Below are 24,427 nucleotides of genomic sequence, written 5' to 3'. Positions count from 1 at the left end.
CCCGGAATGGCGGGGCCCGGTATCCAGCAGGCGCTAAGCGTCACGCTCCATGATCCATTCGACCTCGGGGGCCGGGACGAACCGCCATTTTCGCAGCGGCCCGGCCATGACGTTCAGGTAGTACATCTCGAACCCATAGGGCGCGCCGCAGGGGTGGTGGCCGCGCGGGACGGTCACGACGTCGCCATCAGACACCGCCATAGTTTCATCCAACTGGCCGTCATCGGTATAGACCCGCTGAATGCCGAAGCCGTTGGACGGGTTCAGGCGGTGGTAATAGGTCTCTTCCAGATAGGTGATGCGGGGGTAGTCGTCCTCGTCGTGACGGTGGCTGGGATAGGACGACCAGTGGCCGTTTGGCGTGAATACCTCGGTCACCAGAAGGCTATCGGCGTAGTCCTCGGCCTCCATCGCTATGTTGTTGATATAGCGCGTGTTTACGCCCTTTCCGCGTTCGGTCAAGGTTATGCCATCGGGGCCAATACGCCGCGCCGCATGACCGCTTTTGCCCGGTGCCGAACAGACGGCGATGACACAATCGGTTTCTGCCACCGCTTCCCATTCGGTTCCGTTCGGCAGGTACAGGCAATGCGGTGGCGTCTTCTCGAACACGTTCATCCGGTCACCCAGAACACCCCAATCCTGCCCGGCCCCGGTGATCTGTGCCTTGCCCTCGACCATGACCAGAATGACCTCACGATCACCGGTGGCCTCAAACGCCGTGTCACCGGAACGCAAGTGATAGAGACCAAACCCGACATACCGCCACCCGGCGCTGGCCGGGGTGATATCGTGAACCTTGCCGCGCGTGCCGAAGGGTTTCTTGAGCAGATCTGCCATTTTGTTCTCCTTGCGGGCAGCCATTCGGGCCGCCCGATTGTTGTTTCAGGCAGCTTGCCTTTGGTTCAGGGCCGAAAGAACCTTGGACAGTTGCGCCTCGGTCCAGCCTTCCGCAACAGCGCAGCGCAGTATGTCCGCCTGGCTTTCAGGCGCGTTGCCCCCGACCGGAGGGTCCGTGTCGAGATTAGTGGGGAAGGGATAGCCCTCAGCCGTGGCCGCAATCGCGGCCTCCAACTGCGCAGCGTCCAACGCCCCGCGCTGCTTCAAGGCAACCAGAGACGGGAACACCGCCAGCGACATCGCCTGACGATCCACCGCCTCCATCGCACGCCCGAAGGGTGATGAGATTTGCAGCAGGTTCGCCATGCGGTGAATGTCGGCGCTGCGGTTCTCGCCCGCCGCGTGGAACAGGGCCGGGTTGAAAAACACCGCGTCGCCCTTTTCCAGTGGGAGCTGGATATAGCTGTCCTCGAAATACGCCCGGTGGGCTTCGTCGTGGAAGGCCAGATAGCCCGGCGGGTAGAGCTGCGAGAACGGCAGCAGCTTGGTCGGACCGCTTTCCACCGGCATGTCGCAATGCGCAACCGCACCCTGCAGCGTCAGCGAGGCTGTTACCAGATGCGCATGGGCCGGGTATCGGGCCGCGCTGTCCGCGTTTTGAAACCCAAGGTGATAGTCCCGATGCGCCTGTTGCGCCTTACCGCCGGGACGCACCTGATTGATCTGTGCCGTCACCTGATAGTGCGGCCCAAGCCATGCTTCACAAGCCGCCAAAATCGCCGTGTTCCCGAAATAGAGCGCAAAGCCTTCGGGGTCGCGCAGGCACTGTTTTTGCAAGGCGTTCCAGATCCGGTCATTCGCGCCTGAGGCGGCGAAATGATCACCCTCACCCGCCCCGCTTAGGCGTTCTTGCTCGATAATCTGACGAAACACATCCGTCGCCCGATCAATGATCGAGGTGTCCGGATACGCCCCTTTCAAAGCGATCACACCGGCGGATTTGTCCAGAACCCAGCCCCACTCCGCCAGCAAAGCCCGGCGTGTATCCGGCTGTTCCAACATCGGACGCAGCGCCTGCATGTCATAGACGGGCACGTTCTTTTCGACGGAGGCCGCAAAAGGCACCGTTTCAGCCAAAAGGTTCTGAGAGGTCAACACCTTGAATTCATCCAGATCACAGGATTCCCGGTCGAAATAGCCGACATATCCAAGCTGTTGAGTCACCATGACAGTCTCCTTTCTCATGGCTTTTGGTGTTGCCCCTTGGGGCTGGGTGTTACGCCGTGATCTCCAATCCCGCCCGTTTGCAGACCTCGACAATGTGGTCGTAGCCCATCTTGGAATACTCATAGGGCGGCGCCTTGGCCGGGTCCTGCTCGGCCTCGACCACGATCCAGCCGTCGTAATCCATCGCTTTCAGCGCGTTTGCGACCGCCTGAAAGTCGATGCAGCCATCGCTTGGAACGGTGAAAGCGCCGCCGACCACCGCATCCAGGAAAGAATGGTCATTCTCGCGGGTTGTCTGCACGATCTGAGGGCGGATGTCCTTGAAATGCACGTGATGCACCCGGTCGCCCCAGCGGTTCAGGGTTGCCATCACATCACCGCCGCCAAACAGCAGATGGCCGGTGTCAAAGCACAGGTTCACCTCGGGGCCCGATCCCTCCATCAGCCAGTTCACGTCATCCTCGCTTTCGATGATCGTGCCCATGTGGTGGTGATAGGCCATCGGCATCCCCTGATCGGCCATCCATTTCGCCAATTCGGTGATCTTGGCTGCGTAGGCTTTAACCTCATCCTTCGACAGTTTCGGACGGTGATTGACCGGCGTGCCCATCTGCCCCTGCACGGTGTTCGAGCATTCGGCATAGACAATGCACGGGCTGTTCAGCGCAACAAACTGCTCGACCTGTTCACGCACCGCCTCACGTTCGGTCGCGAAGTCGTTGACCAGCGACGCACCGGAACACCAACCGCCGCACAGGGCGATGTCGTTGCTATCGAGATAGGCGCGCAACCCTTCGGTGTCGCCGGGCATCCGCTGGCCGCGCTCGATGCCTGTATAACCAATCTCTCTGGCCTCTTTCAGCGCCTGTTCCATGGTATAGGCCGCCGTCAGGTCGGGCAGATCGTCATTCTGCCAGGCAATCGGAGAGATACCGATCTTCACGCTCATTTCGTATTTCTTTCCTTGATCGCAACTTCATAGGCCGCGCGTTTTTCGTTGACTTCGGGGCGGATTGAGACCTCGGGCACAGCGACTTCCCACCAGGTACCGCCATATTCGGTGGACGGGTAGGGATCGGTGTCGATGACCACCACATAAGGCCCTTTGATGTCGGCGCGCTTGGCCAAAGCCTCTTCCAAGTCAGCAATCGAGCTGACCTTGACCGAGGTCGCCCCCATCGCCGCCGCATGTGCGGCAAAGTCGATGGCCGACGGTGTCTCATGCACCGCGTGATCCAGCAGATTGTTAAACTCGGCCCCGCCGGTGCCCATCTGCAAGCGGTTGATACAGCCAAAGCCCCGGTTGTCGGTGATGACAACAGTGAAGGACACGCCCATCATCGCGGCAGAGGCCATTTCCGAGTTCGCCATCATATAGGTGCCGTCGCCGGTAAAGCAGATCACGTCGCGCTCGGGCTCGGCCATCTTGATGCCCATCGCACCTGCGATCTCGTACCCCATGCAGCTGAACCCGTATTCCATGTGATAGGCACCGGGGCGTGGGGCCTTCCACAGCTTGTGCAACTCACCGGGCATTGTTCCAGCGGCGCACATTACAACCGTGTCGTTGTGCGAGGCACGCTGAACCGCGCCAATCACCTGCATGTCGGTAGGCAGAGCGTTCCCGTCACCGGGCGCGTCGGTCAGCTTGTCGACCTTGCCGAACCAATCGGCTTTCAGGGTATCGGCCACTGGATCGGCGCTGTAGCCCTGCAAGCCTGCGCCCAGCTCTTGCAAACCCACGCGCGCGTCGGATTGCAATGGCATCGCCCCGTGCTTTTCGGCGTCATAGGCTGCGGTGTTCAGGCAGATCATCTCGCGTTCGGGGTTCGAAAACAGGCCCCATGACCCGGTGGTGAAATCCTGCAACCGCGTACCAACCGCAAGAACCAGATCAGCCTCGGCGCAGACATCATTGGCCGGTTCTCCACCGGTGACGCCAATGGGCCCCAGATTCAATGGATGGTCCCAGGCCAAGGCCGATTTGCCCGCCTGCGTTTCAGCGACGGGGATGTTGTGGGTTTCAACAAAGCTTTGCAGCGCATCGGTCGCGCCCGAGTAATGCACCCCGCCTCCGGCTACGATGACCGGGCGCTTCGCCGCCTTGATCGCGGCAACGGCGCGGGCCAGTTCGCCCTCGTCCGGGCGGATGCGGCGCTGATACCAGACGCGGGGCTCAAAGAAGCTTTCGGGGTAGTCGTAGGCCTCGGCCTGCACGTCCTGACAGAAGGCCAGTGTCACCGGACCGCAATCTGCCGGGTCGGTCATGGTACGGAAGGCGCGCGGTAGCGCGGTCAACAGGTGTTCGGGGCGCGAGATGCGGTCATAGTACCGGCTGACCGGGCGGAAACAGTCATTGGCGCTGACCGTGCCGTCACCGAAATTCTCGATCTGTTGCAGCACCGGGTCCGGGCCGCGCGAGGCAAACACATCGCCGGGGATGATCAGTACCGGCAGTCGGTTCGCATGAGCCAATGCCGCCGCCGTTACCATATTCGTGGCCCCCGGCCCGATGGATGAGGTCACGGCCATCGCCCGCGTGCGACGCATCTGCTTGGCATAGGCAATCGCGCAATGGGCCATGGTCTGTTCGTTGTGACCGCGATAGGTGGGCAGGCTGTCTTTGACCGCGTGCAAAGCCTCACCCAGACCGGCCACGTTGCCATGGCCGAAAATGGCCCAGACTCCGGCGATATAGGGCTCTCCGGCCTCATTCATCTGCGCCCCGAGATAGCGCACCAGAGCTTGCGCCGCGGTCAGTCGGACTGTCTTGCTCATCATGATCCCTTTCAACACGAAGCCGCCATGGGCTTTAGGTCGGTTTTCACATTTCTGAAGGTTCCAGGCCACCCAATCTGACCTGTGATTTATGTGTGGCCTTGCACCACTGAATGATCGGGCACCCCGCATGTCTGCGGGGCACCCGTGTTTTAAACGGTCCCGCCCAGCGAACCTTCCAGTTCGGCCAGTTCCTGACCGCCAGCCATAAGGTCCTGAAGTTCCTCAGGCGTGATCTCACCCCGTTTGGCCGTGCCCAGCGTCTGTCCCCGGTTCAACACGGTAAAGCGGTCGCCCACCGCCAACGCGTGGCGGACGTTGTGGCTGATGAACACGACGCCCACACCCTGACTGCGCACCTTGTCGATGGTCGCCAGAACGTTCGAAGTCTGACGCACCCCAAGGGCCGAGGTCGGCTCGTCCAGAATCAGGATCTTCGCACCGAAATGCACGGCGCGGGCAATCGCAACTGTCTGACGTTCCCCACCCGACAGCGTGCCGACGGCCTGATCCGGGCCACGCAGGTTGATGCCCATCTTGCGCATCTCTTCCATGGTGATCTCATCCGCCAGTTTCTTGTCGAAGAAGTTGATCCCGGCCACTTTGCGTGTCGGTTCATTGCCCATGAAGAAGTTGCGGCTGACGCTCATCAACGGGATCATGGCCAGATGCTGGTGCACCGTGGCGATACCCGCTGAAATGGCGTCACGCGGGTCTTCGAAATGCATCGGCCTGTCTTCGAAGAAGATCTCACCGGCGGTTGGCTTGTGCACACCGGACATGGTTTTGATGAAGGTCGACTTGCCCGCGCCGTTATCTCCCAGCAGGCAATGGCATTCCCCCGGTTTCAGGTCGAAACTGACGCCAGCCAGCGCGATCACCGAACCAAAGTGTTTCTGAATGTCGACCATACGGATGATCGGCTTTTGCTCTTGCGAGTCGCCGTGGTGGAATTTGGTGTCTTCGGTCATCTCAGCGTTCTCCTGTGATGATGCGACGAATATAAGTGTTCAGGATCACCGCACCCAGCAGGATCACACCCAGAAACACCCGGAACAGCGAACTTTCGACGCCTGCAAAGAACAGCCCCTGCTGCACCACACCAAAGATAAGCGCGCCCAGCGCCGCCCCCAGAACCGAGCCATAGCCGCCGGTCAGCAACGCGCCACCGATGACCACGGCGATGATTGCCTCGAACTCTTTCAGCAGACCACGATCCGCGCCGGCCGAACCGAATTCCATGACCTGACAGGTCGCAAATACGGTGGCGCAGAAGGCGGTGAACATGAACATCAGGATTTTCACCTTGTTCACTGGCACACCCGAGTTTCGCGCGGCCTCGGCATCGCCACCGGCCGCAAAGATCCAGTTGCCAAACTTGGTTTTGGTCAGCAGCACATGGCCAAAGATAATGATGACAATCGCCCAGACGATCAGCATGGGGATACCGTCAACAACAGGTTGACCGGCGCGCGTACCGCGTTCGAACGTGGCGATAATGCCGTTGTCGCCCAGCCAGACGAACAGCCCCTGCAGAACTTTCCCACCAAAGATCGGGGCCAGCCAGTCGCCTTCTGCCGCGTCGCGGATACCGCCGATGATGGTCTTGTTCTCGAAGGTTTGCGGCAGATAGATGGTAAAGCCCCGCAGCACGAACAGCGCCGCCAGCGTCACGATAAAGCTGGGCAGCCCGGTGCGGATCACGATCCAGCCGTTAAAGGCACCGATCAGCATGCACATAATGAAAGTCACAATGATCGAGATCCAGGCGGGCCAGCCCAGGATCACCAGAAAGATGGCAATCATCATGCCCGAAAAGCCGATCATCGAGCCGACGGACAGGTCGAATTCACCCGCGATCATCAGCAAGCACGCGCCGACAGCGATGATCATGAACTGAGCGGACACGGTGCCCCAGTTCATCACGCCCTGCGCGTTGAACATGCCGGAATCAGCGGCGAATAGAAGAAAGAAGGTAAAGACTGCGACGGTTCCAACGATCCCGCCCAGCTCGGGGCGGATCAGCCAGCGGCGCAGCGCGGACATTTCCTTGACGCGTTCGTCAGCGACTTGGGTGGTGGACATGGGGTGCCTCCACGATTTGAAAGGTGCGGATTGAAGTCAGGCGGGTGGCGCGCCCTGGCGCCACCCGGTTGGGATCAGCGGTATTCGCCCGCGTGTTCCTCGACTTTTTCAAGGGCGTCTGCGGTCACAAAACCGGGGCCGGAGTTGATGTTGTTGCCCGGCAGAACGCCGTAGCGATGGTAGTTGGTCAGGATCACAACCGGCAGATACGCCTGCAGGAAGGGCTGCTGGTCGATGCCCCACTGAATGGTGCCGTCCTTGATGCCTTTGACGATTTCCTCACCCAGATCGAAGGTGCCGAAATAGATGTCACCGGCCATGCCGTTTTCCTTCAGCGCCGCCACGGTGGGATCAGCCGACACCGGACCCAGAGTCAGTATGCCATCGGTATCCGGGTTTGCGGACAGATAGGCCAGAACCTTGTTCTTGATTTCCGCCGGGTCGGTGCCGCTGTCCAGCATCGCATCGCCCAGTTCAACACCCAGACCATCGGCAAAGCCACGGCAACGCTCGCCCACCGTGGGCTGCTGGATCGCGTGGTTCACGCACAGGAATTTGGTAACGCCGTCACCTTTTGCGCGCTGACCGGCGGCAAGACCGGCGTCATATTCGGGCTGGCCGACATACATCAGCGCTCCAACCTCGCGCGCCTGATCCGGCGTGCCGGTGTTCATGATGATAACGTCAATGCCCGAGTCCACGGCAGATGTGATCGGACCTTTCAACACGTCATAATCGGCCAAAGTGGTGATGATCCCGTTCGGCCCCGAGGCCGCCGCCTGATCGATGATCCGCGCCATGTCGGCGATGTCGCCGGTGGGCGGGTTGCGATACTCGACCTCGACACCCATCTGATCACCCGCCAGCGCGATGCCGTTCTTGATCGTGTTCCACCAGCTGTCGCTGTCCGGGGCATGGCTGACCAGGATGTACTTTTCGCCTTCCGCCGCAGCGCCCGTGGCCGCTGCAACCGCCACAGCACTGGCCATCAGCACTCGTTTCACAAACTTGTTCATTTGGTTTCCTCCCATAAAAACCGTCTGTTTTTGTCCTGGGCTATCCGCCCCATTCACTCGGTCGGACCGAATCTGTCGTAGCCGGAAGTGGTACCGAGCCGTTTTCAGTTTGAAGAAATTCGCTCATTTTGCAACCGGTTTCAAAATTTCCGCCATTTGGACGGGTGCGCCCGAACGTGCGGATTGCGTTGCCGCTTCGGCCATGGCCAGCGCAGCGACACCGTCATCCAAAGTCACCGGAACCGCCGCGCCCGACGTTGCGGCCTGGACAAATGCATCCCATTCGGCCCGATACGCAGGCATATAGCGTTCAAGGAAAAAGTAGGTAGGCTTGGCCCCGACAACGCCGTCCGACGTCGATTTGACCACCGTATTTTCCAACATGTTCTGGGCCTGCAGCAGTCCCTTTGATCCCAGCATTTCGACCCGTTGGTCATAACCATAGGCCGCACGGCGCGAGTTCTTGATGACCGCGATCCGACCGTCCGCGTAAGTCATTGTGACAACAGCGGTATCAACATCCCCGGCCTGCCCGATCTCAGGGTCCACGACCGAGGATCCAACGGCGGAAATAGAGGTCGGGATTTCCCCCATCAGATAGTTCGCCATGTCAAAATCGTGGATCATCATGTCACGGAACAGCCCGCCCGAAACCTTGATGTAGCTGACCGGTGGGGGTGCCGGATCGAAAGAGGTGATCGACAACAGCTCAGCCTTGCCAATCTCACCTGCGTCCGCTGCCGCCTTCATCGCAGAGAAATTGGGATCAAACCGGCGGTTGAACCCAATCATAACGGGTGGCTTGCGCCCGGATATTGTATTCTGACAAGCGAGTGCCCGCTGCAGGTCCAAATCGACCGGCTTTTCGCACAAAACCGCCTTGCCTGCCTGCGTCGCGGCCTCGATCAGGTCCGAATGCGTGTCGGTCGGTGTTGCGATCAGTACCGCGTCAATATCCGGGTTATCGATAATTTCGTCCGAGCTTTGCACCTGCGCGCCGTGCGCCTCGGCAAGTTGCGTCGCGGCTTCGGCCATTGCGTCCGACACCGCACATAGCTTGCTTTCCGAATGCGATGTAATGGCTTGCGCGTGGACACGTCCGATACGACCAGCACCAAGCAGCCCGACCTTGAGCATGTAATTCTCCCGAATCTTACTTGGCGTCACAATGTTGCTCTTTGCAACCGGTTGCAAGAATTTTTTTCGGGATGCCACGAGGAAACAGGCAAACACCGGCCAAGCGCCTTTTGACGGATGGGAATCACCCGTCGGACTTACGCCTAAGGTTGGCCCTGTTTTGATCAAAGGCCCCGAAAATCGCTCGAATTTTGTGGGAAATCGCAGAAAATCCGACCAGAAAAGGCGATCCGTACGGGAATCCCCCAATATCCGAGGCCTTAGACTTGGGCTAGTTTGAGGTCAGCGGATTACACTACCACTCAGTAACCCCTTACGAGGGGCTGGCCTGACCCCCTCACCCAGCCCCTCACCCTCCCCCAAGGCCAAAAGAAAATGGCGCGTTTGAAACAAACGCGCCAAGTGTCTTGGGGAGAACTTTAAAAAAACTCACGTCATAAAACCAACTGACGCCAACTCATCAATAGGGTCACTTTGACTGATTCTGTGGGGCCGGTCAGTGACCCGGATCACACAAACGAGATTTCGCGCGCGATGGGTCGGTTGCATCGGTTGGAAATGGCGATCCCTGAAGGACTCGAACCCTCAACCTGCTGATTAGAAGTCAGCTGCTCTATCCAGTTGAGCTAAGGGACCGCTGCGCCCTTCTTGCGGTTTTTACGGGCGGGGTTCAAGGCCCAAGCGCATGAAGGCGCTGTTGGGATCATCCTCATAGCCGTAGATCGGGCCGCAATAGGAATATCCCAATGCTTCGTACAGTTTGCGGGCGCCGTCATATTCCGGCAAATGCGCCGCGCCGGTTTCCAGAACCAGCGCGGATAACCCTTCCGACCGGGCGTGTTCCGCAAGATGATCCATCATCGCGCGCGCAAGCCCGCGTCCGCGCGCTTGTGACAGGATGTGCACCGATTTCACCTCGGCCGTTTGGTCCGGCAACAGCTTCAGCGCCCCGCATCCCACCGGTTGATCGCCGTCATAAACGGCCCAAAACCGGATCCCCGACCCGGACAGCGCATCGGCATCCATTGTATGATTGCTTTCCGCAGGGCCAGCCGTTTGGCTATGGGCAAAATGCGCCTCGACCACCGGGCGCAAAGCGTCCGATGTGGGGTCGGCCTGACGAATGTCGATCACTCAGTGCGTCCAGGGGCCGCGCCGGTCGGTGGCGAAGTTCTCGCCATAGCCCCGGGCGCGCAGGTTGGGTTTGCGCTTATGCGGCTCGCTGACCTGCGCCTCGATACCGTTATCCTTGGCGTATTCCAGCGCCTCTTCCTTGGTATCGAATTTCAGCCGAACCTGAGTCTGCGTGTCATTGGACGAGGTCCAGCCCATCAGCGGATCAACCTCGCGCGCCGAGGCGGGGGCATATTCCAGAACCCATTTGCGGGTCTTTGCCATGCCCGAGGTCATCGCATTTCTTGAAGGCTGGTAAATCCGTGCGCGCATGTCGCCTCTCCGTCCTCACTTGGCTGATCATGTTTATGCGCCACGCGAGCGGCGCGGACAAGTCCGCAATTGTCGCGGGTTTCAGCGATCCGACTGATGCCAGAAACTGTCATCAACGTGGCCTAAAAAGGGGTTCAGCTCATGATGAGGATTGCAACTTGATCCACCACGAAAGAACCCTTGAAATCGATGCCCGGCCCGAGGCCAACCGGGCCGTTCTAAGCCGGTTTATGAACACTGACGAATTTCCGCCACAGGTGCAATCGGATCAAATCCCGGACGGTCGGCTTGCGTATTACTGAAAGGCGTTTTCAAAAACCAGATCAGGACTTGCAGTTGGACAAAATAAGAACAAATGTAAGGGCCTGACCTGGAGCCTGCCCATGCCCTATGCCCATTCCGACAAGACCCAACTGACCGCCGAAGACGTCCGCGCCCGCCTGAAACTGGAAGGCGGCAAACAGTTCGTGATGCATACCGAGTTTGCCCCCGCAGGAGACCAGCCGACAGCGATCAGGGAACTAGCCGGCGGCGTTCTCGACGGCGAGCGCGATCAGGTCCTGCTGGGCGCGACCGGGACGGGCAAGACCTTCACCATGGCCAAGGTGATTGAAGAAACCCAGCGCCCCGCCATCATCCTTGCCCCCAACAAGACGCTGGCGGCGCAGCTATATGGTGAGTTCAAGGGCTTCTTCCCCGAGAACTCAGTAGAATACTTCGTGTCCTACTACGATTACTACCAGCCCGAGGCCTATGTGCCGCGCTCGGACACGTACATAGAAAAAGAATCCCAGATCAACGAACAGATCGACCGAATGCGCCACTCGGCCACGCGGGCGCTGTTGGAACGGGATGACGTGATTATCGTCGCCTCGGTGTCCTGCATCTACGGCATTGGTTCGGTCGAGACCTACGGGGCGATGACGCAGGACCTGAAGGTTGGCAATGAGTACGACCAGCGGCAGGTGATGGCCGATCTGGTGGCCCAGCAATACCGCCGCAACGATCAGGCCTTTCAGCGTGGCTCGTTCCGGGTGCGGGGCGATTCACTGGAAATCTGGCCCGCCCACCTTGAGGATCGCGCCTGGAAACTGTCCTTCTTCGGTGAAGAACTGGAACAGATCACCGAATTCGACCCGCTGACCGGTGAGCGCGCAGCAACGATGGAACAGGTGCGGGTCTATGCGAACTCGCACTATGTGACGCCGAAACCCACGATGCAGCAGGCGATCATCGGGATCAAAAAGGAGCTGCGCATCCGGCTGGACCAACTGGTGGGTGAGGGAAAGTTGCTGGAAGCGCAACGGCTGGAACAGCGCACCAATTTCGATCTGGAAATGCTCGAGGCCACCGGTGTCTGCAACGGGATCGAGAACTATTCGCGCTATCTGACAGGCCGCGCACCGGGCGAACCACCCCCGACCCTGTTCGAATTCATCCCCGACAATGCCATCGTTTTCGCCGATGAAAGCCATGTCAGCGTGCCGCAGATCGGCGGCATGTACCGGGGCGACTATCGGCGCAAGTTCACGCTGGCCGAACACGGGTTCCGCCTGCCGTCCTGCATGGATAACCGGCCCCTGAAGTTCGAAGAATGGGATGCCATGCGCCCGCAATCCGTCTTTGTCTCGGCCACCCCCGCCAAGTGGGAGATCGAACAGACCGGCGGCGTCTTCACCGAACAGGTGATCCGCCCCACCGGCCTGCTGGACCCCGAGGTCGAAATCCGCCCCGTATCGATGCAGGTGGACGACCTGCTGGACGAGGTGCGCAAGGTCGCCGCCATCGGCTTCCGCACGCTGGTCACGACGCTGACCAAACGCATGGCCGAGGACCTGACCGAATACCTGCACGAGCAGGGCATCAAGGTGCGCTACATGCACTCGGATATCGACACGCTGGAACGCATCGAAATCCTGCGCGACCTTCGGTTGGGCGCGTTTGACGTGCTGGTCGGCATCAACCTTCTGCGCGAGGGGCTCGACATCCCCGAATGCGGGCTGGTCGCCATTCTGGACGCGGATAAAGAGGGGTTCCTGCGGTCCGAGACTTCACTGATCCAGACCATCGGCCGCGCCGCGCGTAACGCCGATGGCCGTGTTATCATGTATGCCGACAAGATCACCGGTTCGATGGAGCGCGCCTTGGGCGAAACCAACCGCCGCCGCGCCAAACAGCTTGCCTATAACGAGGAACACGGCATCACCCCCGAGACGGTGAAAAAGAATGTCGAGGACGTTCTGGCCGGGCTCTACGAAGGCGACGTGGACATGAATCGCGTCACCGCCACCATCGACAAACCGATGCACGGTGCCAATCTTGAGGCCCATCTGGACGGTCTGCGCGACCAGATGCGCAAAGCCGCCGAGAACCTGGAATTCGAAGAGGCCGCCAACATCCGGGATGAGATCAAACGTCTGGAAGCGGTCGATCTCGCCGTCGCCGACGACCCCATGGCGCGTCAATGGGCGGTCGAGAAAGCCTCGGAAGACGCGGTTAGGTCGCGTGGGCGGTCAACGGCTGGGAGGCCGGGCCAACGGGGTGGGAATGTGAAGCGGCGGAAGAGGTGATAGCCTCTACTTTTTTTCGCCAAGTGGCTTCAAACCCAGGGTATCTCGATAGGCATTTATCGCAAATTCTCGCTGCGCCAACCACTTTTGTCTCTCAATATCCCAGGTTTTTAGAGCTACCTGTTCAGTCGCTCTCGCTCGTTCATACGAACCGATTACCGTGCCAAAGAGAAGCATCAATGAAAATGCCAAAACAGAAGCTGAAACGTTAACGGCTTTGTTTGCTTCCTTTGTGATCAAAAATATCGCCAACCCGCCAATAAACGTCAATGCTACCGGCAAAACATTACCTGCAGCGGCAGTACGGCTACTACCCATAAGTAACCCGATAACGCCTGCCAAACATCCAAAAACCAGAACAAGTCCTAAAATCGTTCCGTAAGAAACGTCCATTTTGGCTTCGGCGCTAACGCATCTGTCCCTCACCAAATTGAACAAAAACAACGCTAAGACTGAAGTTAGGGCCAGTGCTAAACTGCACCCAAACAATACTGCTGTTTTCTCCAAAGATAGTAACAAATCAATTTTATACATTGAGTTCATCCAGTGTTAGCCACGGGGCAAAGTTGTTTGGATCTCCGAATGCATCTGGTGATGGTTGGTTTGCCATGAAGCCCTCCCAGTCATCACCAAACTCAAGTGGGCTTTCGAAACAATTTAGCAGCTGTGTTGATTCATCTAAACTCAACGTCTCGCCGGATTTCCGTTTTAGTGTAAGTAGCTTACAGCCACCGCCTTCCTGCTCAAGCTCGCTGCTTTGGCCAGCCGATGCATCATCTTGCTCCGTTTCATCTTCGGCTGTTGAATCTGAAAACTGTGCGAATGTGGTTGTGCTGAATAGTGCAAATACCACAACTATTGATTGCAAATACAAACTACGTTTCATACCAAACCCTCAAAAACCAACATACCTTATCATCTTTTTTTGGCATCTCATAATCTTACCAAAGGCGCTGGATGGATTTTCAACTCATTCCTCCAATGCTCTCTAAACTCAAAAAAGGGGATATGACCCTTACCTACTCACAAACGTATACTAAGAACTTGCAGCCAAAACCCTTCTATTTCGCGTTTGAGATCACAAATTGTGGTTCCAAACGGTTGCCGTGACGCACCCCAACACGTTCTCTCTAGGCGTGAGATCTAATGCGCCATTCACCGAGTGCACGGCGCTCGTGTGGTACAGGCAAAGGACCAGGCGCGCTTCTCAGGAAAATCTGTCAGCAAGCGTAGGATGGGTGCTCGCACCCATCTTTTTTGTGATGAACATTGATGGGTGAAATCACCCATCCTACAGCCCGACACTACCCTTACAGCCCAACGCCCTCTCCTCCACGTTTGAAAAAACAGGTTGTGTTTTCAAAACGGTTGTCATGACGAACACTCCACACAGCCTGCTCGAATTCCAAAGCGCCATTGACCGGGTACGGGGCACCCGCGTGGTGCTGGCCGAGGATCTGGCGCAGTTTTATGAAAAATCCGTCAGCGCCTTCAATCAGGCCGCCTCGTGCACTACTAACGTCTGTCGTAAAGACAGATCACCACCCTTGCCCAAGGCCCATCGACAGCTAAGTTTCCGTCATGCGCCTTCTTCTGCTCACGATACTCCTCGCCACCCCGGCCACCGCATGGGAGGCCTCGGTGGGTCAAATCTGCACCCTGTCGCATGACACCGAACAGGCCGAAATCTTCCTGACCTACGACCCGTCCCAACCTCTCTATACGCTGACGGTCACGCAAAAGACCGAGGCCTGGACACAGGCCCCATGGTTTGCCATGCGGTTTGAGGGGCCGAACCCGATCGAAATTGCCACCTCGCGCCATGTGTTGTCGGACGGTGCGGCCTCGCTGACTGTCACGGATACCGGGTTCGGAAATGTGCTGGACGGGTTGGAATATAATCAGACCGCCTACGCCTTCACTCAGGACGGGGTGGCCGAGTTTCCTTTGGACGGTGCTGCGCCGCAGGTCCGCATTTTTCGCGACTGCGCCGGGGCTCAATTGTCCTGAGGTGAAGAAATCAGGCCGAACGGATCAGGGCCGCACGAATTTCGCGTTCCCCACAGCGCGTTGTGTTGCCGTGCCGGATGTGGGTGATTTGTTGGCGCGCACCTGACCTGACTTTTCGCACGAGACACCGTTGCGGTCCGGGTCATAGCGTTCGTGATACCCGGCATAACCTTTGCGGAATGGACCAAAGCCAAGCTTTGCGGGTGCTTCACAGCCTGACAGGGCGATGAGGTGCAGGATCGCTCCGTTCCGGTCGAACTCGGACATTCGGATGTAGATGTTCGCCGCAATCAGTGCGGTTGTCAGAGGTAAGGCCACGACCATCAGCCCAATGCGAAAAGGCGACAAAGCCCGCCGCCGCGTCGCGTCAGCGCGCAGGTGTCGCTTTGAGGGCTGCGGGTTCAGGTTATCCTGTTCCTGCGTGAGGCGATCCAAATCCATACCCCGTCTGTACACGCGATTTGTGGCAAAGCCGAGGCGGCGGCGACCCGACGGGCTGGAACTGTGTCCCTCAAACCCGTATCAAATGGTCACCTCTGACGCGACAGCAAACCGAGTGCGATGCCCAAGGCCGACCCATACCAACCCACGGACGACGCAGCGCGCAAGTTGGCGCGCGATCTGGTGGGCAGCGCTACTTTTGCCGCGCTGTCCTTTCTGCGCCCGGACAACGGCTTGCCATCATCGTCACGCATTGCACTGGCGACGGATGAGCAAGGGCAACCGATCTCGTTGATTTCAACGCTGTCCGATCACACCCGTGCTCTGCACGCGAACCCAGCCTGTGCGCTATTGATCGGAGAACCGGCGGACAAGGGCGATCCGCTGACCCATCCGCGCCTGACGTTGCACGCCACAGCACAGTTGGTCGCCCGAGGCACACCCGATCATGAGGACCTGCGCCTGCGCTATCTGGAGTTGCGCCCGAAAGCCAAGCTTTATGTCGATTTTGCAGACTTCGGGTTTGTTCGCTTTGACATCACCGACGGGCTGCTCAACGCAGGGTTCGGAAAAGCCTACCGTCTGAGCCCTGCGGATTTCTAGACGTCATCGGACCACGTGAACCGCGCATTTTGCGTGGCGCACCACATGCGTCGCGGTAGACCCCAACAGCAGGTCCTGCATCCCCGGCCGATGCGATGCCATGATGATCAGATCCGGGCTGTGTGCCTCGGCCCAGTCCAGGATACTGCGGCCCGAATGCCCCTCGATCACCAGCCCTTCGGCATTGGGCAGTTTTGCGGCAAGGTCATCCAGCTCGGTCTGAATGGCCTTGCGCGCTTCGGTCAGATATTCGGCGGGCATGTAGGAAATCGCATAGTTGGGAATATGCTCGACAACATGCAGCAAGGTGACCTTTGCGTCCGGTGTTGCCAATACCTCGGCCAGTTTGATCGGGCCGGACGTATCCCGTTCGGTGTCGAAGGAAATGGGGACAAGAATGTTGTGATACATTTTAGGGCCTCCGTTTAACCGCAGTCATAGTAAACCACGCGGAAATCAGAGGCCTTGATCCAGGTCAGGATCGGTCAAAGGTTTCGGCCACCTCGTACATGACCGGTTCGAAACTCTTGCATAATTCATTGAGCTTGCGGTTGCGGTCCCGCATCTCGGGCGTGCGCAACATGGCCAGGAAATCCTCACGGCGTTCCCACTGTGAATAGTTGGCAATGCGGGTCTGCGCGTCGTTCACATGAAGGCCCGCTGATACGAATCCCGGCTGCTTGGAGATAAAGCTGGAATAGGCATCCGTCAGCGCTTCCAACAGGTCCTGACAGGTTCCCGGTGTCATTTCAAATGTTGTAATGACGGTCTGCACGGTTGCGGTTTTGGCGATGGTCGGCATCTGATCCTCCTTTGGCTGATCTCAGCCTAGCACAGGAAACCTATAAGTCGCGCAATTCCTTGGATTCTTGTAATTTTGGCAAGAGAATGACGGCCGCCCGCTTGGGGCGACCGCCTGAGCACTTACCGCTCCATTCGCACCAGAACAGATGCCGTACCCCTCAGGTTTTCCTGCCACCGCAGGCGAACACCGTCTTCGTTGTTCCCCTGCTCGACATCGACATAGGGCGTGGCATAGCGAACTGTGCCAAGCGTACTTCTGAGCGCCCCCAGCGCGGTGACGGAATCGCAGCTTCGCGCCTTGCCCTTGAATGGCAAGCGGGCAGAGGTCCAAACGCTCCATGTCCCGGCAGCCGTGTTCTGTGTATGGCGAAGCCGAAGAGGGTTCGCTACTTTCTTGTCGATACCGTGAAAGGTGTTGTTCTGGAACGTCACATTGACGTGGCGATCCTTATTGAGGTCAGCAAACGTTGTATCCACCCGCTCGGCGCGTTCAATGTCGCTGCTGCTTGACCGGAACACGTTCCCCGTTACCGAAAGCCCGTTCAGAAAATGCCCCGGCCCATGGGGGCGGACCACGATATAGCTGAACCAGGGCGGTGCTTCGCTGGAATAGAAGATGTTGTCCGTGATGCTCATGGCGCTGAACGAATTGCCCGAAACATAGCTGGGTTCTGCGTCGCGCTCGTTGCTCCATTCGATAAAGCAGTTGTCGATGTAGTTCTGGGCAATGGTCGAGCTGTTATAGGTGCCAATCATGATCAGGCCAGCGGTGCGAACGCCCTGCGGAATGCTGTCCCCCTGAAAGAAATGATTGCCCAAAATCATGTTGTTGTCGCCGCCCACCACGGCGAAATGCTTGAACCTTACGACACGGTTATGGCGCAACTTGATGTCATTTGCGTTTGTGTTCAGCGCAATCGAGTTACGCTCGGGTACGGTGAAGGATTCCTCGGCGGACAGGAACTGACAATTGTCGATCAGCATCCCCTTGCACCCGGTCCCGGTTGACGAGATGCCGCGATCTTTGGGGCGGCTGATGAAACAATCGTTCAGCGAAAACGTGCTGCCCGACTGCGCCAGACGGATGGCGCTGCACCGGCTGTTGCACTGGAATTCGATCTGCTCCATGCCGAATTTGCGCAGTGTACTGAAGCCGCTGAAATCCAGCAGATATTTGAAGGACTGGAATGTATAGGTCTGCGTGCCCGAGGCGTCATAGATCGGCGCATTCAGCGTGATCTCGCCCGCGCCGACATCCTTGGACCGCACGTAAATCTCGCGCCCCACGCCTGCGCCCTGCACCAGTGATCCAACAGGGATGTTCGCCACATTGGCCACATCCGTAAGGCGGGTATTGTCGGAAGGGTCATAGGTGGCGACCGAGGTGAAGGTCTCGGTGTCCCAATCCGTGCTGCTTTTGACGTCGAACTGTCCGTTACGGATCACACGTCGGGTGGAGAAGCCTTGCTTGTTGGGCACAGCCGCCGCCATATCAATCGGCCCCGTCACCGCGACCTTGCGCCCGCCCAGATCCAGCGAGTCGTGGTCCGAATTGTTCAGCAACGCCTGAAATGCCTTTTTGAAGGCCAGTTCCTCATCCCCGAAAGCGGTGATGTAGGCAGGCAGATCGAAATTCTTGGTCAGCAGCAGCATCTTGTCGTCGGGCATGGTCACCGTGCCTTCGAAATCCATCTCGGACGCCATGCTGGTATTTTCGGCCAGATGATATGTTCCCTGCGGAACATAAACCCGACGACCGCCCGCAGCCTGATCCGCCGCTTCGAACGCAGCCGAGTCATCGGTGACGCCGTCGCCAATGGCCCCGTAATCGCGCACATCCACAACGCTGATCATCTCGCGCAGGAACACGCCGGTCACATCCGTGATCTCGATGTCATCGACCCGCACCAGTGCGCCGTTGGCACCAAGGATATCCAGACCAAAATGGCCGTACAGCGCATCGACACCCCAGGGCATGTCCACCCCGGGGCGACGCCCGGTGCCGACGATTGCGGTGATTTCATGCACCGCCCCGTAGCCTGAAAGTTGCGTCGCCGGCCCCTCTTCGATCACGCCGGTCAGGTTTGTATCCCCGGCCCCGCCAGCCCAGGCCGCAATCCGAACCTCGGGCAACGGACCGCTGACGGCTTTGACACGCGCCTTGATCTGCAGATAGCAGCCGGGCAGCAGTGGCGTCTGGCCCATATAGCGCAATTGCTGCGTTGGATTGACCTTCAGAATCTCAAGACAGCCGCCAAAATCCGCATCCGCTGGCACAAATGCCCCCGTGCCCGACCCGGCATAGGTGGGCGAGCCCGGTGTCCCGTCCCCCGCAGACCAAACCCCCAGACCATCCGCGAATTGAGGCGGCATGAAAACGATGCCGTCGGTGATTGCCTTGTTCATAGAAATCCCTTTCCCAATCGCGCCGCACAGAACAGCGACACGTTCAAACCCTCAGCCCGGGTCCACCCCGAACGCGAAAGTCTGAGTATCCAAAAGGGATTAACTGCGGCTCATCCCACCGTGACGGTGGCGTTGCCTCAGGCTGATGGGTCGGAATTGCCCAGCAATTGCACGCCGTTGATTTTCCAACCGTTTTCCTGCTCGATCATCTGGTAGTCGAGAATGTGAACCCGGCCGTCGCCATCCACGATCATGACCTTTTGCCACAGCGCGCCCGCAATCTCGCGCAGTTCCAGAAACCGCACCTCGGACGGCCGCCACACCATCGGATAGCCGTTGCGCACCATGGCACCAAAGTTGTCGGGATTCTGGAACAGGCGCTGGATATTCGGGCTGGCAAAGGTGAAGGCGGTGGCGAAATCATCGGCTTCGAACGCTTCGATCTGCGCCGCGATATTGGCCTCGATCTCTTCGCTCTGACCATAGGCACCCGAAGCCAGAGCGACACTCAGGGATACAGCAAGCAAAAATCGACGCATGGGGCCACCTCCTGACGGAAGGGTAGCCCCAAGCGGGATCAGGTCAAATCAGACCAGCTCTCCGGCCAGGGCCTTGTCGATCAGTGCGATCGTCTCGGCCACGCCGTAAAGCGCGATGAAACCACCAAAGCGCGGCCCCTGCGAGGCCCCCAGCAGCACCTCATAAAGCGCCGTGAACCAACCGCGCATCGGGTCGAACCGCTCGCGTCCGATGGAATAGACCACTGATTGCAGCGCCTCGTCCTCGACCGGGCCGTCATAGGCCTCAAGCGCAGCTTTCAGCGCCTCCAGCGCTTCGCGTTCCTGATCGGTTGGCGCGCGGTGCTTGCGGGTCGGTTTGACGAAGTCGTTGAAGTAGCGCACGGCAAAGCCCGCCGCCTGATCCAGATCGGGATGGCTTTCCGCAGTCGCGTCGGGCGCGTAACGGCGGATAAAGCCCCACAACGCCTCTTTGTCCTCGGCCCCGGACACTGATGCCAGGTTCAGCAACATCGCAAAGGGCACCATCAGGGTCGACTCGGGCACCTCTCCGCCATGGATATGCCAAACCGGGTTGTTCAACTGCGCCTTCAGGTCCTGACCCGGATAGGCACGCAACTGTTGATGATACTCGTCATAAGCTTTTGGGATCACATCAAAATGCATCCGCTTGGCGGTCTTGGGCTTTTGATACATGAAATAGGCCAGCGACTCGGTCGGCGCATAGGTCAGCCATTCGTCAATCGACACGCCATTGCCGGAGGACTTGGAGATCTTCTGACCGTTTTCATCCAGAAACAGCTCATAGCTGAAATGCTCAGGCGCACGGCCACCCAACGCACGGCAGATCGCGTCATAGATCTTTTCGTTGGTCGCGTGTTCTTTGCCGTACATCTCGAAATCGACGCCCAGCGCCGCCCAGCGCGCGCCGAAATCCGGCTTCCACTGCAGCTTCACGTGGCCGCCGGTGACGGGCACGGTCCATTCCTTGCCGGTTTCATCGTCAAAGGTCACCGTGAAGGTCTCGGCGCAGACCTTTTTCATCGGCACATACATGACCCGCCCGCTTTCCGGGTGCAGCGGCAGGAAGATCGAATAGGTCTGCTGGCGTTCTTCCCGCAGGCTTTTCAGCATGATTGCCATGATCTCGTCATAGCGTTCGACCGCGCGCTTGAGGATCTCGTCAAACTGCCCGGACTCGTAGAATTCCTTGGCCGAATAGAACTCGTAATCGAACCCAAAGGTATCAAGAAACCGCCGCAGCATCGCGTTGTTGTGCGCGCCAAAGCTGTCGTATTCACCGAACGGATCCGGGACCGAGGTCAGCGGGCGCTGCAAATGCTGTTCAAGTATCTCAGGGTTCGGTACATTGGTCGGAACCTTGCGCATCCCGTCCAGATCGTCCGAGAAACAGATCAGCTTGGTGGGGATATCCGACAGCGCCTCGAACGCACGCTTGACCATCGTGGTCCGCGCAACTTCGCCAAACGTGCCGATATGCGGCAAGCCAGAAGGGCCATAGCCCGTTTCAAACAGAACATAGCCCTTTTCCGGCGCATTCTTCTGATAGCGTTTGAGCAACCGGCGCGCCTCTTCAAAAGGCCAGGCCTTGGACGACATTGCGGTGTCACGCAGTTCAGACATTTCGATATGCTCCATCGGGAAGGCTGTGCCGGTCACCCGATGCGACCGGACCGACCCCTCCTATTGTGCTAGTGCAGCATGAGTCAATAATGGCTCATGCTTTTTCGGCCCAGCAAGCGTGGCAGGCTGGTCGCGCGCAGACGAAATCGGCCTGACTGGTCAGCCAATCCCCAAGATCGCGCGCGCCTCGGCCGGAGATGCGACCGCGCGCCCGGCGTTGCCAGCACATGTGGCCAGCGCTTCGATCAACTGCCCGTTGCCCGAGGTTTTGTCGCCTGACGGCAGATAGAACGTGTCCTCAACCCCGGTGCGCAACATACCACCCAACTCGGCGCTCAGCTGGTGCACTGGCCAAATGTCCGCCCGCCCGATCAGCGTTGTCTGCCATTTTGATCCGGGGATCATGTATTTCTGAAGCAGACGCAGCAGTTCACCATCCACCGGCATGCCCGAGGCGACACCCATCACAAGGTTATACTGTGCTTGCCTGGCCATTCCCGCACGCACATACATCTCGACCGAGCGGACAATGCCCACGTCAAAGCACTCAAACTCGGGAATGCTTCCGGTCTCTGCCATTACGTCCAAAAAGCCCTGCACCTTTTCGGGCGGGTTATCGAATACCATCGGTGGCCAGGCCCAATCGCCCGAGGCCCGCAGCTTGAGGTAGTTCAGCGTCCCGGCATTGCAGGCCGCAATCTCGGGCCTGAGTTCACGCAACACACCGACCGGTGCGCTGATATCCGCACCGGGCAAGCCGGTGGTCGAATTGATCAGCACGTCCGGACAGGCATCGCGGATTGCATCTGTAATGTCACGGGCAACTTTTGGATCCCAGCTGGGTAAGTGGCCGCGACCGGGGCCCTGATCCCGGTAGTGGACATGAATGATCGACGCCCCCGCATCATAAGCTTCACGCGCCGAGGCTGCGCAGTCTTCGGGGGTAACCGGAACGGGATGCTGCATCGGGTTGGTCAGCACACCGTTCAGCGCACAGGTCAGGATCGCCTTATCCATGGTCAAGGCCGTGGCAGGCACCAAACGCAGCGGGTTTGATGGGGGTGGTTGGGTCGTTCAAATGGGGGCTCATAAAGGCTCCTGTTCGGGGGGATTTGCATAGATTGCATCGATTAAAGCGGCATGGTTTTTCTCGATCACCCGTCGCTTCATCTTAAGGGTCGGGGTCAGTTCATCGGCGTCCTGAGACAGAGGTCGGTCCAGAATACGGAATTCATGCACCTGATTGACGCGAGAATAACGAGGGTTGATCTGGGCAATGGCGGCAGCGACAACCTCTTGCACGCGGGGATGCAACGGTGTCGGGTTGTCCAACCCTTCGGCCTCGGCAAAGGCGGCCAGCGCATCTTCCGAGATACTCAGCAGCGCGGCCACGAATTTGCGCCCATCTCCCAGCAACATGGCGTGTTCGACCAGCGGAATATCCGTCAGGTCATTTTCAATCGCGGCGGGCGAGATGTTCTTGCCGCCGGTGGTGATCAGAATTTCCTTCTTGCGCCCGGTGATTGTGACAAACCCATCCTTGTCGATCTGCCCCAAGTCCCCTGTCCGAAGCCAGCCATCTTCGGTTAGGGTATCGCTGCTGGATTCAGGGTCTTTCAGATAGCCATCAAAGACGTTTGGCCCGCGCACCAGAATCTCGCCATCCTCGGCAACGCGCGCCTCGATGCCCGGCAGCGGTTTACCGACACTGCCCAATCGGTTGGCGTTGGCGCTGTTCATCGTGCTGGGGCCGCAGGCCTCGGACTGGCCGTAGCCTTCGTAAACATCGATGCCAAGGCCGGAAAAGAACTGCAGCGTCTGGACCGAGATCGGCGCCGCAGAGGACAGGATCGTACCGCAATCCGCCAGCCCCAATGCGCGGCGCACCCGTCTCAGCAACAGCCGATCAGCCAGACGGTATTGCAGCGCAAGGCCAAAGCCGGGCTTTTGACCCCCAAGCCGCTTTTGAGCCACCTCCTGCCCAACACCCAGTGCCCAGCGCGCCATCGCGCCTATGGCCCCTTTTGCCGCAGCAACACCCGTGGTGATCCGTTCTTCGATCTTCTGCCAGACGCGCGGCACGCCCAGAAACACCGTTGGGCGGCACAGGGGCAGCACATCGCGCATGGTCAAAGGGTCCAGACAATACCAGACCTGACTTCCAAACACGGCCTGGCCCAAAATCGAGTTGTTGAACTCTGCAATATGGGCCAGCGGCAGGTATGACAGCATACGCGCGCCGTCCTTGACCTGCATAAACTCACCAAGCGTCTGCGTTATCCAGATCGCAGCGCGATGCGACAGCACAACCGCCTTCGGTTTCCCCGTGGTCCCCGACGTATAGACCAGAAGTGCCGTGTCTTTCAGCGTCAATGCACTGCGGCGGGTGTTCAATTCGGGCTGAAACTCTGCCCCACCAAGCCCAAGGAAATCAGGCCAGGACAGCACATCGGCCTCGGCCACCTGTTGGTTCATGGACACGACGTGGCGCAGACCCGGGGCATCTGCCCGCACCGATTGCACCCGCGACAGGTTTTCGTCGGTGTCGCACAAGACCAACGGGCAATCCGAATGGCGGATGATATAATCGACCTCTTCGGCTGATGAGGTGAAATAGATCCCTGTCGGATTGCACCCGGCGGCCATTGCGGCATGGGCCATGACCACCCATTCCGGGCGATTGCGGCCGAGAATGCAAACGACCTGTCCGGGGTCAAGCCCCAAGGCGATCAATGCACGACCCGCCCGTTCCACCTCGGCCCCGAACCCCGACCAGCTTTGCGATTGCCAATCCCCATCAACCTCGTGCCAATAGGCGGGCGCATCCCCAAGACGCCTGACGGTGTCGATCAGGTGAAGCGGTACGGGCTTCAGGGTATTGGCGTCGATCGGCTGCATCTCG

23 protein-coding genes and 1 tRNA gene are annotated in these 24,427 nt (G+C 58.8%); 3 read left to right on the top strand and 21 right to left on the bottom strand.

Annotated features, from left to right (window positions below; all coding sequences use genetic code 11):
- Positions 1–33: 33 nt before the first annotated feature.
- From iolB to ACR0KJ_RS00165, 11 genes are all read right to left on the bottom strand, one after another.
- Positions 34–840, bottom strand: coding sequence for a 5-deoxy-glucuronate isomerase (gene iolB, locus ACR0KJ_RS00215; protein ID WP_170633679.1), 807 nt, complete (start codon positions 838–840; stop codon positions 34–36).
- A 45-nt stretch (positions 841–885) separates the two neighbouring features.
- Complete coding sequence (locus ACR0KJ_RS00210) at positions 886–2,067, bottom strand: phytanoyl-CoA dioxygenase family protein (protein ID WP_480625690.1); 1,182 nt, start codon at positions 2,065–2,067, stop codon at positions 886–888.
- A 49-nt stretch (positions 2,068–2,116) separates the two neighbouring features.
- Complete coding sequence (iolE, locus tag ACR0KJ_RS00205; protein ID WP_480625689.1) at positions 2,117–3,016, bottom strand: myo-inosose-2 dehydratase; 900 nt, start codon at positions 3,014–3,016, stop codon at positions 2,117–2,119.
- Positions 3,013–4,845 carry a 3D-(3,5/4)-trihydroxycyclohexane-1,2-dione acylhydrolase (decyclizing) gene (gene iolD / locus ACR0KJ_RS00200; RefSeq protein ID WP_480625688.1) on the bottom strand — a complete coding sequence of 611 codons (1,833 nt, stop codon included), beginning with the start codon at positions 4,843–4,845 and terminating at the stop codon, positions 3,013–3,015. Before iolD ends, iolE begins: the two co-directional genes overlap by 4 nt.
- A 152-nt stretch (positions 4,846–4,997) precedes the next feature.
- The gene (locus ACR0KJ_RS00195; RefSeq protein ID WP_170452219.1) at positions 4,998–5,816 is read right to left on the bottom strand and encodes an ATP-binding cassette domain-containing protein; all 819 of its coding nucleotides are present in this window, start codon (positions 5,814–5,816) and stop codon (positions 4,998–5,000) included.
- Between the two features lies 1 nt (position 5,817).
- Positions 5,818–6,930, bottom strand: coding sequence for an ABC transporter permease (locus ACR0KJ_RS00190; protein ID WP_480625687.1), 1,113 nt, complete (start codon positions 6,928–6,930; stop codon positions 5,818–5,820).
- A gap of 74 nt (positions 6,931–7,004) precedes the next feature.
- On the bottom strand, positions 7,005–7,946 hold the full coding sequence (locus tag ACR0KJ_RS00185; protein ID WP_170452223.1) for a sugar ABC transporter substrate-binding protein: 942 nt from the start codon (positions 7,944–7,946) through the stop codon (positions 7,005–7,007).
- 123 nt (positions 7,947–8,069) lie between these two features.
- On the bottom strand, positions 8,070–9,083 hold the full coding sequence (gene iolG, locus ACR0KJ_RS00180; protein ID WP_170523186.1) for an inositol 2-dehydrogenase: 1,014 nt from the start codon (positions 9,081–9,083) through the stop codon (positions 8,070–8,072).
- A 559-nt stretch (positions 9,084–9,642) separates the two neighbouring features.
- Positions 9,643–9,719 (bottom strand) — tRNA-Arg (locus ACR0KJ_RS00175).
- 21 nt (positions 9,720–9,740) lie between these two features.
- Positions 9,741–10,217 carry a GNAT family N-acetyltransferase gene (locus ACR0KJ_RS00170; protein WP_170452227.1) on the bottom strand — a complete coding sequence of 159 codons (477 nt, stop codon included), beginning with the start codon at positions 10,215–10,217 and terminating at the stop codon, positions 9,741–9,743.
- Entirely contained in the window at positions 10,218–10,529 is a 312-nt protein-coding gene (locus ACR0KJ_RS00165) for an ETC complex I subunit (RefSeq protein ID WP_170452229.1), read from the bottom strand.
- Between the two features lie 383 nt (positions 10,530–10,912).
- Between ACR0KJ_RS00165 and uvrB the strand changes: the two genes are divergently transcribed.
- Positions 10,913–13,099 (top strand): excinuclease ABC subunit UvrB, encoded by a 2,187-nt coding sequence (gene uvrB / locus ACR0KJ_RS00160; protein WP_170452231.1) that lies wholly within the window; start codon positions 10,913–10,915, stop codon positions 13,097–13,099.
- Between the two features lie 6 nt (positions 13,100–13,105).
- Here uvrB and ACR0KJ_RS00155 read toward each other — a convergent pair whose 3' ends face one another.
- Together ACR0KJ_RS00155 and ACR0KJ_RS00150 are read right to left on the bottom strand one after the other, a co-directional pair.
- Complete coding sequence (locus ACR0KJ_RS00155) at positions 13,106–13,633, bottom strand: hypothetical protein (RefSeq protein WP_170452233.1); 528 nt, start codon at positions 13,631–13,633, stop codon at positions 13,106–13,108.
- Entirely contained in the window at positions 13,626–13,985 is a 360-nt protein-coding gene (locus ACR0KJ_RS00150) for a hypothetical protein (RefSeq protein WP_170452235.1), read from the bottom strand. Before ACR0KJ_RS00150 ends, ACR0KJ_RS00155 begins: the two co-directional genes overlap by 8 nt.
- 695 nt (positions 13,986–14,680) lie before the next feature.
- Here ACR0KJ_RS00150 and ACR0KJ_RS00145 point away from each other — a divergent pair.
- Positions 14,681–15,109 (top strand): hypothetical protein, encoded by a 429-nt coding sequence (locus tag ACR0KJ_RS00145; RefSeq protein WP_480625686.1) that lies wholly within the window; start codon positions 14,681–14,683, stop codon positions 15,107–15,109.
- Positions 15,110–15,133: 24 nt separating this feature from the next.
- On the opposite strand, the gene ACR0KJ_RS00140 is transcribed toward ACR0KJ_RS00145, so the two are convergent.
- On the bottom strand, positions 15,134–15,550 hold the full coding sequence (locus tag ACR0KJ_RS00140; RefSeq protein ID WP_170452238.1) for a hypothetical protein: 417 nt from the start codon (positions 15,548–15,550) through the stop codon (positions 15,134–15,136).
- 120 nt (positions 15,551–15,670) lie between these two features.
- On the opposite strand from ACR0KJ_RS00140, the gene ACR0KJ_RS00135 reads away from it, so the two are divergent.
- Positions 15,671–16,153, top strand: a complete 483-nt coding sequence (locus ACR0KJ_RS00135) for a pyridoxamine 5'-phosphate oxidase family protein (RefSeq protein WP_170452240.1) — start codon at positions 15,671–15,673, stop codon at positions 16,151–16,153.
- 3 nt (positions 16,154–16,156) lie between these two features.
- Here ACR0KJ_RS00135 and ACR0KJ_RS00130 read toward each other — a convergent pair whose 3' ends face one another.
- From ACR0KJ_RS00130 to ACR0KJ_RS00100, 7 genes are all read right to left on the bottom strand, one after another.
- Positions 16,157–16,564 (bottom strand): universal stress protein, encoded by a 408-nt coding sequence (locus ACR0KJ_RS00130; RefSeq protein WP_170452242.1) that lies wholly within the window; start codon positions 16,562–16,564, stop codon positions 16,157–16,159.
- Between the two features lie 64 nt (positions 16,565–16,628).
- Entirely contained in the window at positions 16,629–16,955 is a 327-nt protein-coding gene (locus ACR0KJ_RS00125; RefSeq protein WP_170452244.1) for an antibiotic biosynthesis monooxygenase family protein, read from the bottom strand.
- 122 nt (positions 16,956–17,077) lie between these two features.
- On the bottom strand, positions 17,078–19,363 hold the full coding sequence (locus ACR0KJ_RS00120; protein WP_480582373.1) for a glycosyl hydrolase family 28-related protein: 2,286 nt from the start codon (positions 19,361–19,363) through the stop codon (positions 17,078–17,080).
- Positions 19,364–19,500: 137 nt separating this feature from the next.
- Positions 19,501–19,902: a DUF4864 domain-containing protein gene (locus ACR0KJ_RS00115; protein ID WP_170452248.1), complete on the bottom strand. Its 402-nt coding sequence runs from the start codon at positions 19,900–19,902 to the stop codon at positions 19,501–19,503.
- A 48-nt stretch (positions 19,903–19,950) separates the two neighbouring features.
- Positions 19,951–21,525, bottom strand: coding sequence for a lysine--tRNA ligase (locus ACR0KJ_RS00110; RefSeq protein WP_170453123.1), 1,575 nt, complete (start codon positions 21,523–21,525; stop codon positions 19,951–19,953).
- Between the two features lie 159 nt (positions 21,526–21,684).
- A complete protein-coding gene (locus tag ACR0KJ_RS00105; protein ID WP_480625685.1) occupies positions 21,685–22,542 on the bottom strand; it encodes a beta-keto acid cleavage family enzyme in 858 nt (285 codons plus the stop codon).
- Positions 22,543–22,611: 69 nt separating this feature from the next.
- On the bottom strand, positions 22,612–24,423 hold the full coding sequence (locus ACR0KJ_RS00100; RefSeq protein ID WP_480625684.1) for an AMP-dependent synthetase/ligase: 1,812 nt from the start codon (positions 24,421–24,423) through the stop codon (positions 22,612–22,614).
- Between the last annotated feature and the right edge of the window lie 4 nt (positions 24,424–24,427).

It is taken from the genome of Ruegeria sp. AD6 (genome assembly GCF_056542325.1).
The sequence above is the reverse complement of the archived record's forward strand: the minus strand, read 5'-3'. Positions and strand labels throughout refer to the sequence as shown.

Excerpts from the sequence above, each read along its gene's own strand:
- iolG (WP_170523186.1), bottom strand. The coding sequence starts at position 9,083 with ATGCTCAAGGTCGGGCTGCTTGGTGCTGGTCGTATCGGACGTGTCCAC.
- iolE (WP_480625689.1), bottom strand. The coding sequence starts at position 3,016 with ATGAGCGTGAAGATCGGTATCTCTCCGATTGCCTGGCAGAATGACGAT.
- ACR0KJ_RS00210 (WP_480625690.1), bottom strand. The coding sequence starts at position 2,067 with ATGGTGACTCAACAGCTTGGATATGTCGGCTATTTCGACCGGGAATCC.
- ACR0KJ_RS00145 (WP_480625686.1), top strand. The coding sequence starts at position 14,681 with ATGCGCCTTCTTCTGCTCACGATACTCCTCGCCACCCCGGCCACCGCA.
- ACR0KJ_RS00100 (WP_480625684.1), bottom strand. The coding sequence starts at position 24,423 with ATGCAGCCGATCGACGCCAATACCCTGAAGCCCGTACCGCTTCACCTG.
- ACR0KJ_RS00125 (WP_170452244.1), bottom strand. The coding sequence starts at position 16,955 with ATGCCGACCATCGCCAAAACCGCAACCGTGCAGACCGTCATTACAACA.
- ACR0KJ_RS00185 (WP_170452223.1), bottom strand. The coding sequence starts at position 7,946 with ATGAACAAGTTTGTGAAACGAGTGCTGATGGCCAGTGCTGTGGCGGTT.
- ACR0KJ_RS00140 (WP_170452238.1), bottom strand. The coding sequence starts at position 15,550 with ATGGATTTGGATCGCCTCACGCAGGAACAGGATAACCTGAACCCGCAG.
- ACR0KJ_RS00105 (WP_480625685.1), bottom strand. The coding sequence starts at position 22,542 with ATGGATAAGGCGATCCTGACCTGTGCGCTGAACGGTGTGCTGACCAAC.
- uvrB (WP_170452231.1), top strand. The coding sequence starts at position 10,913 with ATGCCCTATGCCCATTCCGACAAGACCCAACTGACCGCCGAAGACGTC.
- ACR0KJ_RS00150 (WP_170452235.1), bottom strand. The coding sequence starts at position 13,985 with ATGAAACGTAGTTTGTATTTGCAATCAATAGTTGTGGTATTTGCACTA.
- ACR0KJ_RS00135 (WP_170452240.1), top strand. The coding sequence starts at position 15,671 with ATGCCCAAGGCCGACCCATACCAACCCACGGACGACGCAGCGCGCAAG.
- ACR0KJ_RS00190 (WP_480625687.1), bottom strand. The coding sequence starts at position 6,930 with ATGTCCACCACCCAAGTCGCTGACGAACGCGTCAAGGAAATGTCCGCG.
- ACR0KJ_RS00120 (WP_480582373.1), bottom strand. The coding sequence starts at position 19,363 with ATGAACAAGGCAATCACCGACGGCATCGTTTTCATGCCGCCTCAATTC.
- ACR0KJ_RS00195 (WP_170452219.1), bottom strand. The coding sequence starts at position 5,816 with ATGACCGAAGACACCAAATTCCACCACGGCGACTCGCAAGAGCAAAAG.
- iolD (WP_480625688.1), bottom strand. The coding sequence starts at position 4,845 with ATGAGCAAGACAGTCCGACTGACCGCGGCGCAAGCTCTGGTGCGCTAT.
- ACR0KJ_RS00130 (WP_170452242.1), bottom strand. The coding sequence starts at position 16,564 with ATGTATCACAACATTCTTGTCCCCATTTCCTTCGACACCGAACGGGAT.
- ACR0KJ_RS00155 (WP_170452233.1), bottom strand. The coding sequence starts at position 13,633 with ATGTATAAAATTGATTTGTTACTATCTTTGGAGAAAACAGCAGTATTG.
- ACR0KJ_RS00115 (WP_170452248.1), bottom strand. The coding sequence starts at position 19,902 with ATGCGTCGATTTTTGCTTGCTGTATCCCTGAGTGTCGCTCTGGCTTCG.
- ACR0KJ_RS00165 (WP_170452229.1), bottom strand. The coding sequence starts at position 10,529 with ATGCGCGCACGGATTTACCAGCCTTCAAGAAATGCGATGACCTCGGGC.
- ACR0KJ_RS00110 (WP_170453123.1), bottom strand. The coding sequence starts at position 21,525 with ATGTCTGAACTGCGTGACACCGCAATGTCGTCCAAGGCCTGGCCTTTT.
- iolB (WP_170633679.1), bottom strand. The coding sequence starts at position 840 with ATGGCAGATCTGCTCAAGAAACCCTTCGGCACGCGCGGCAAGGTTCAC.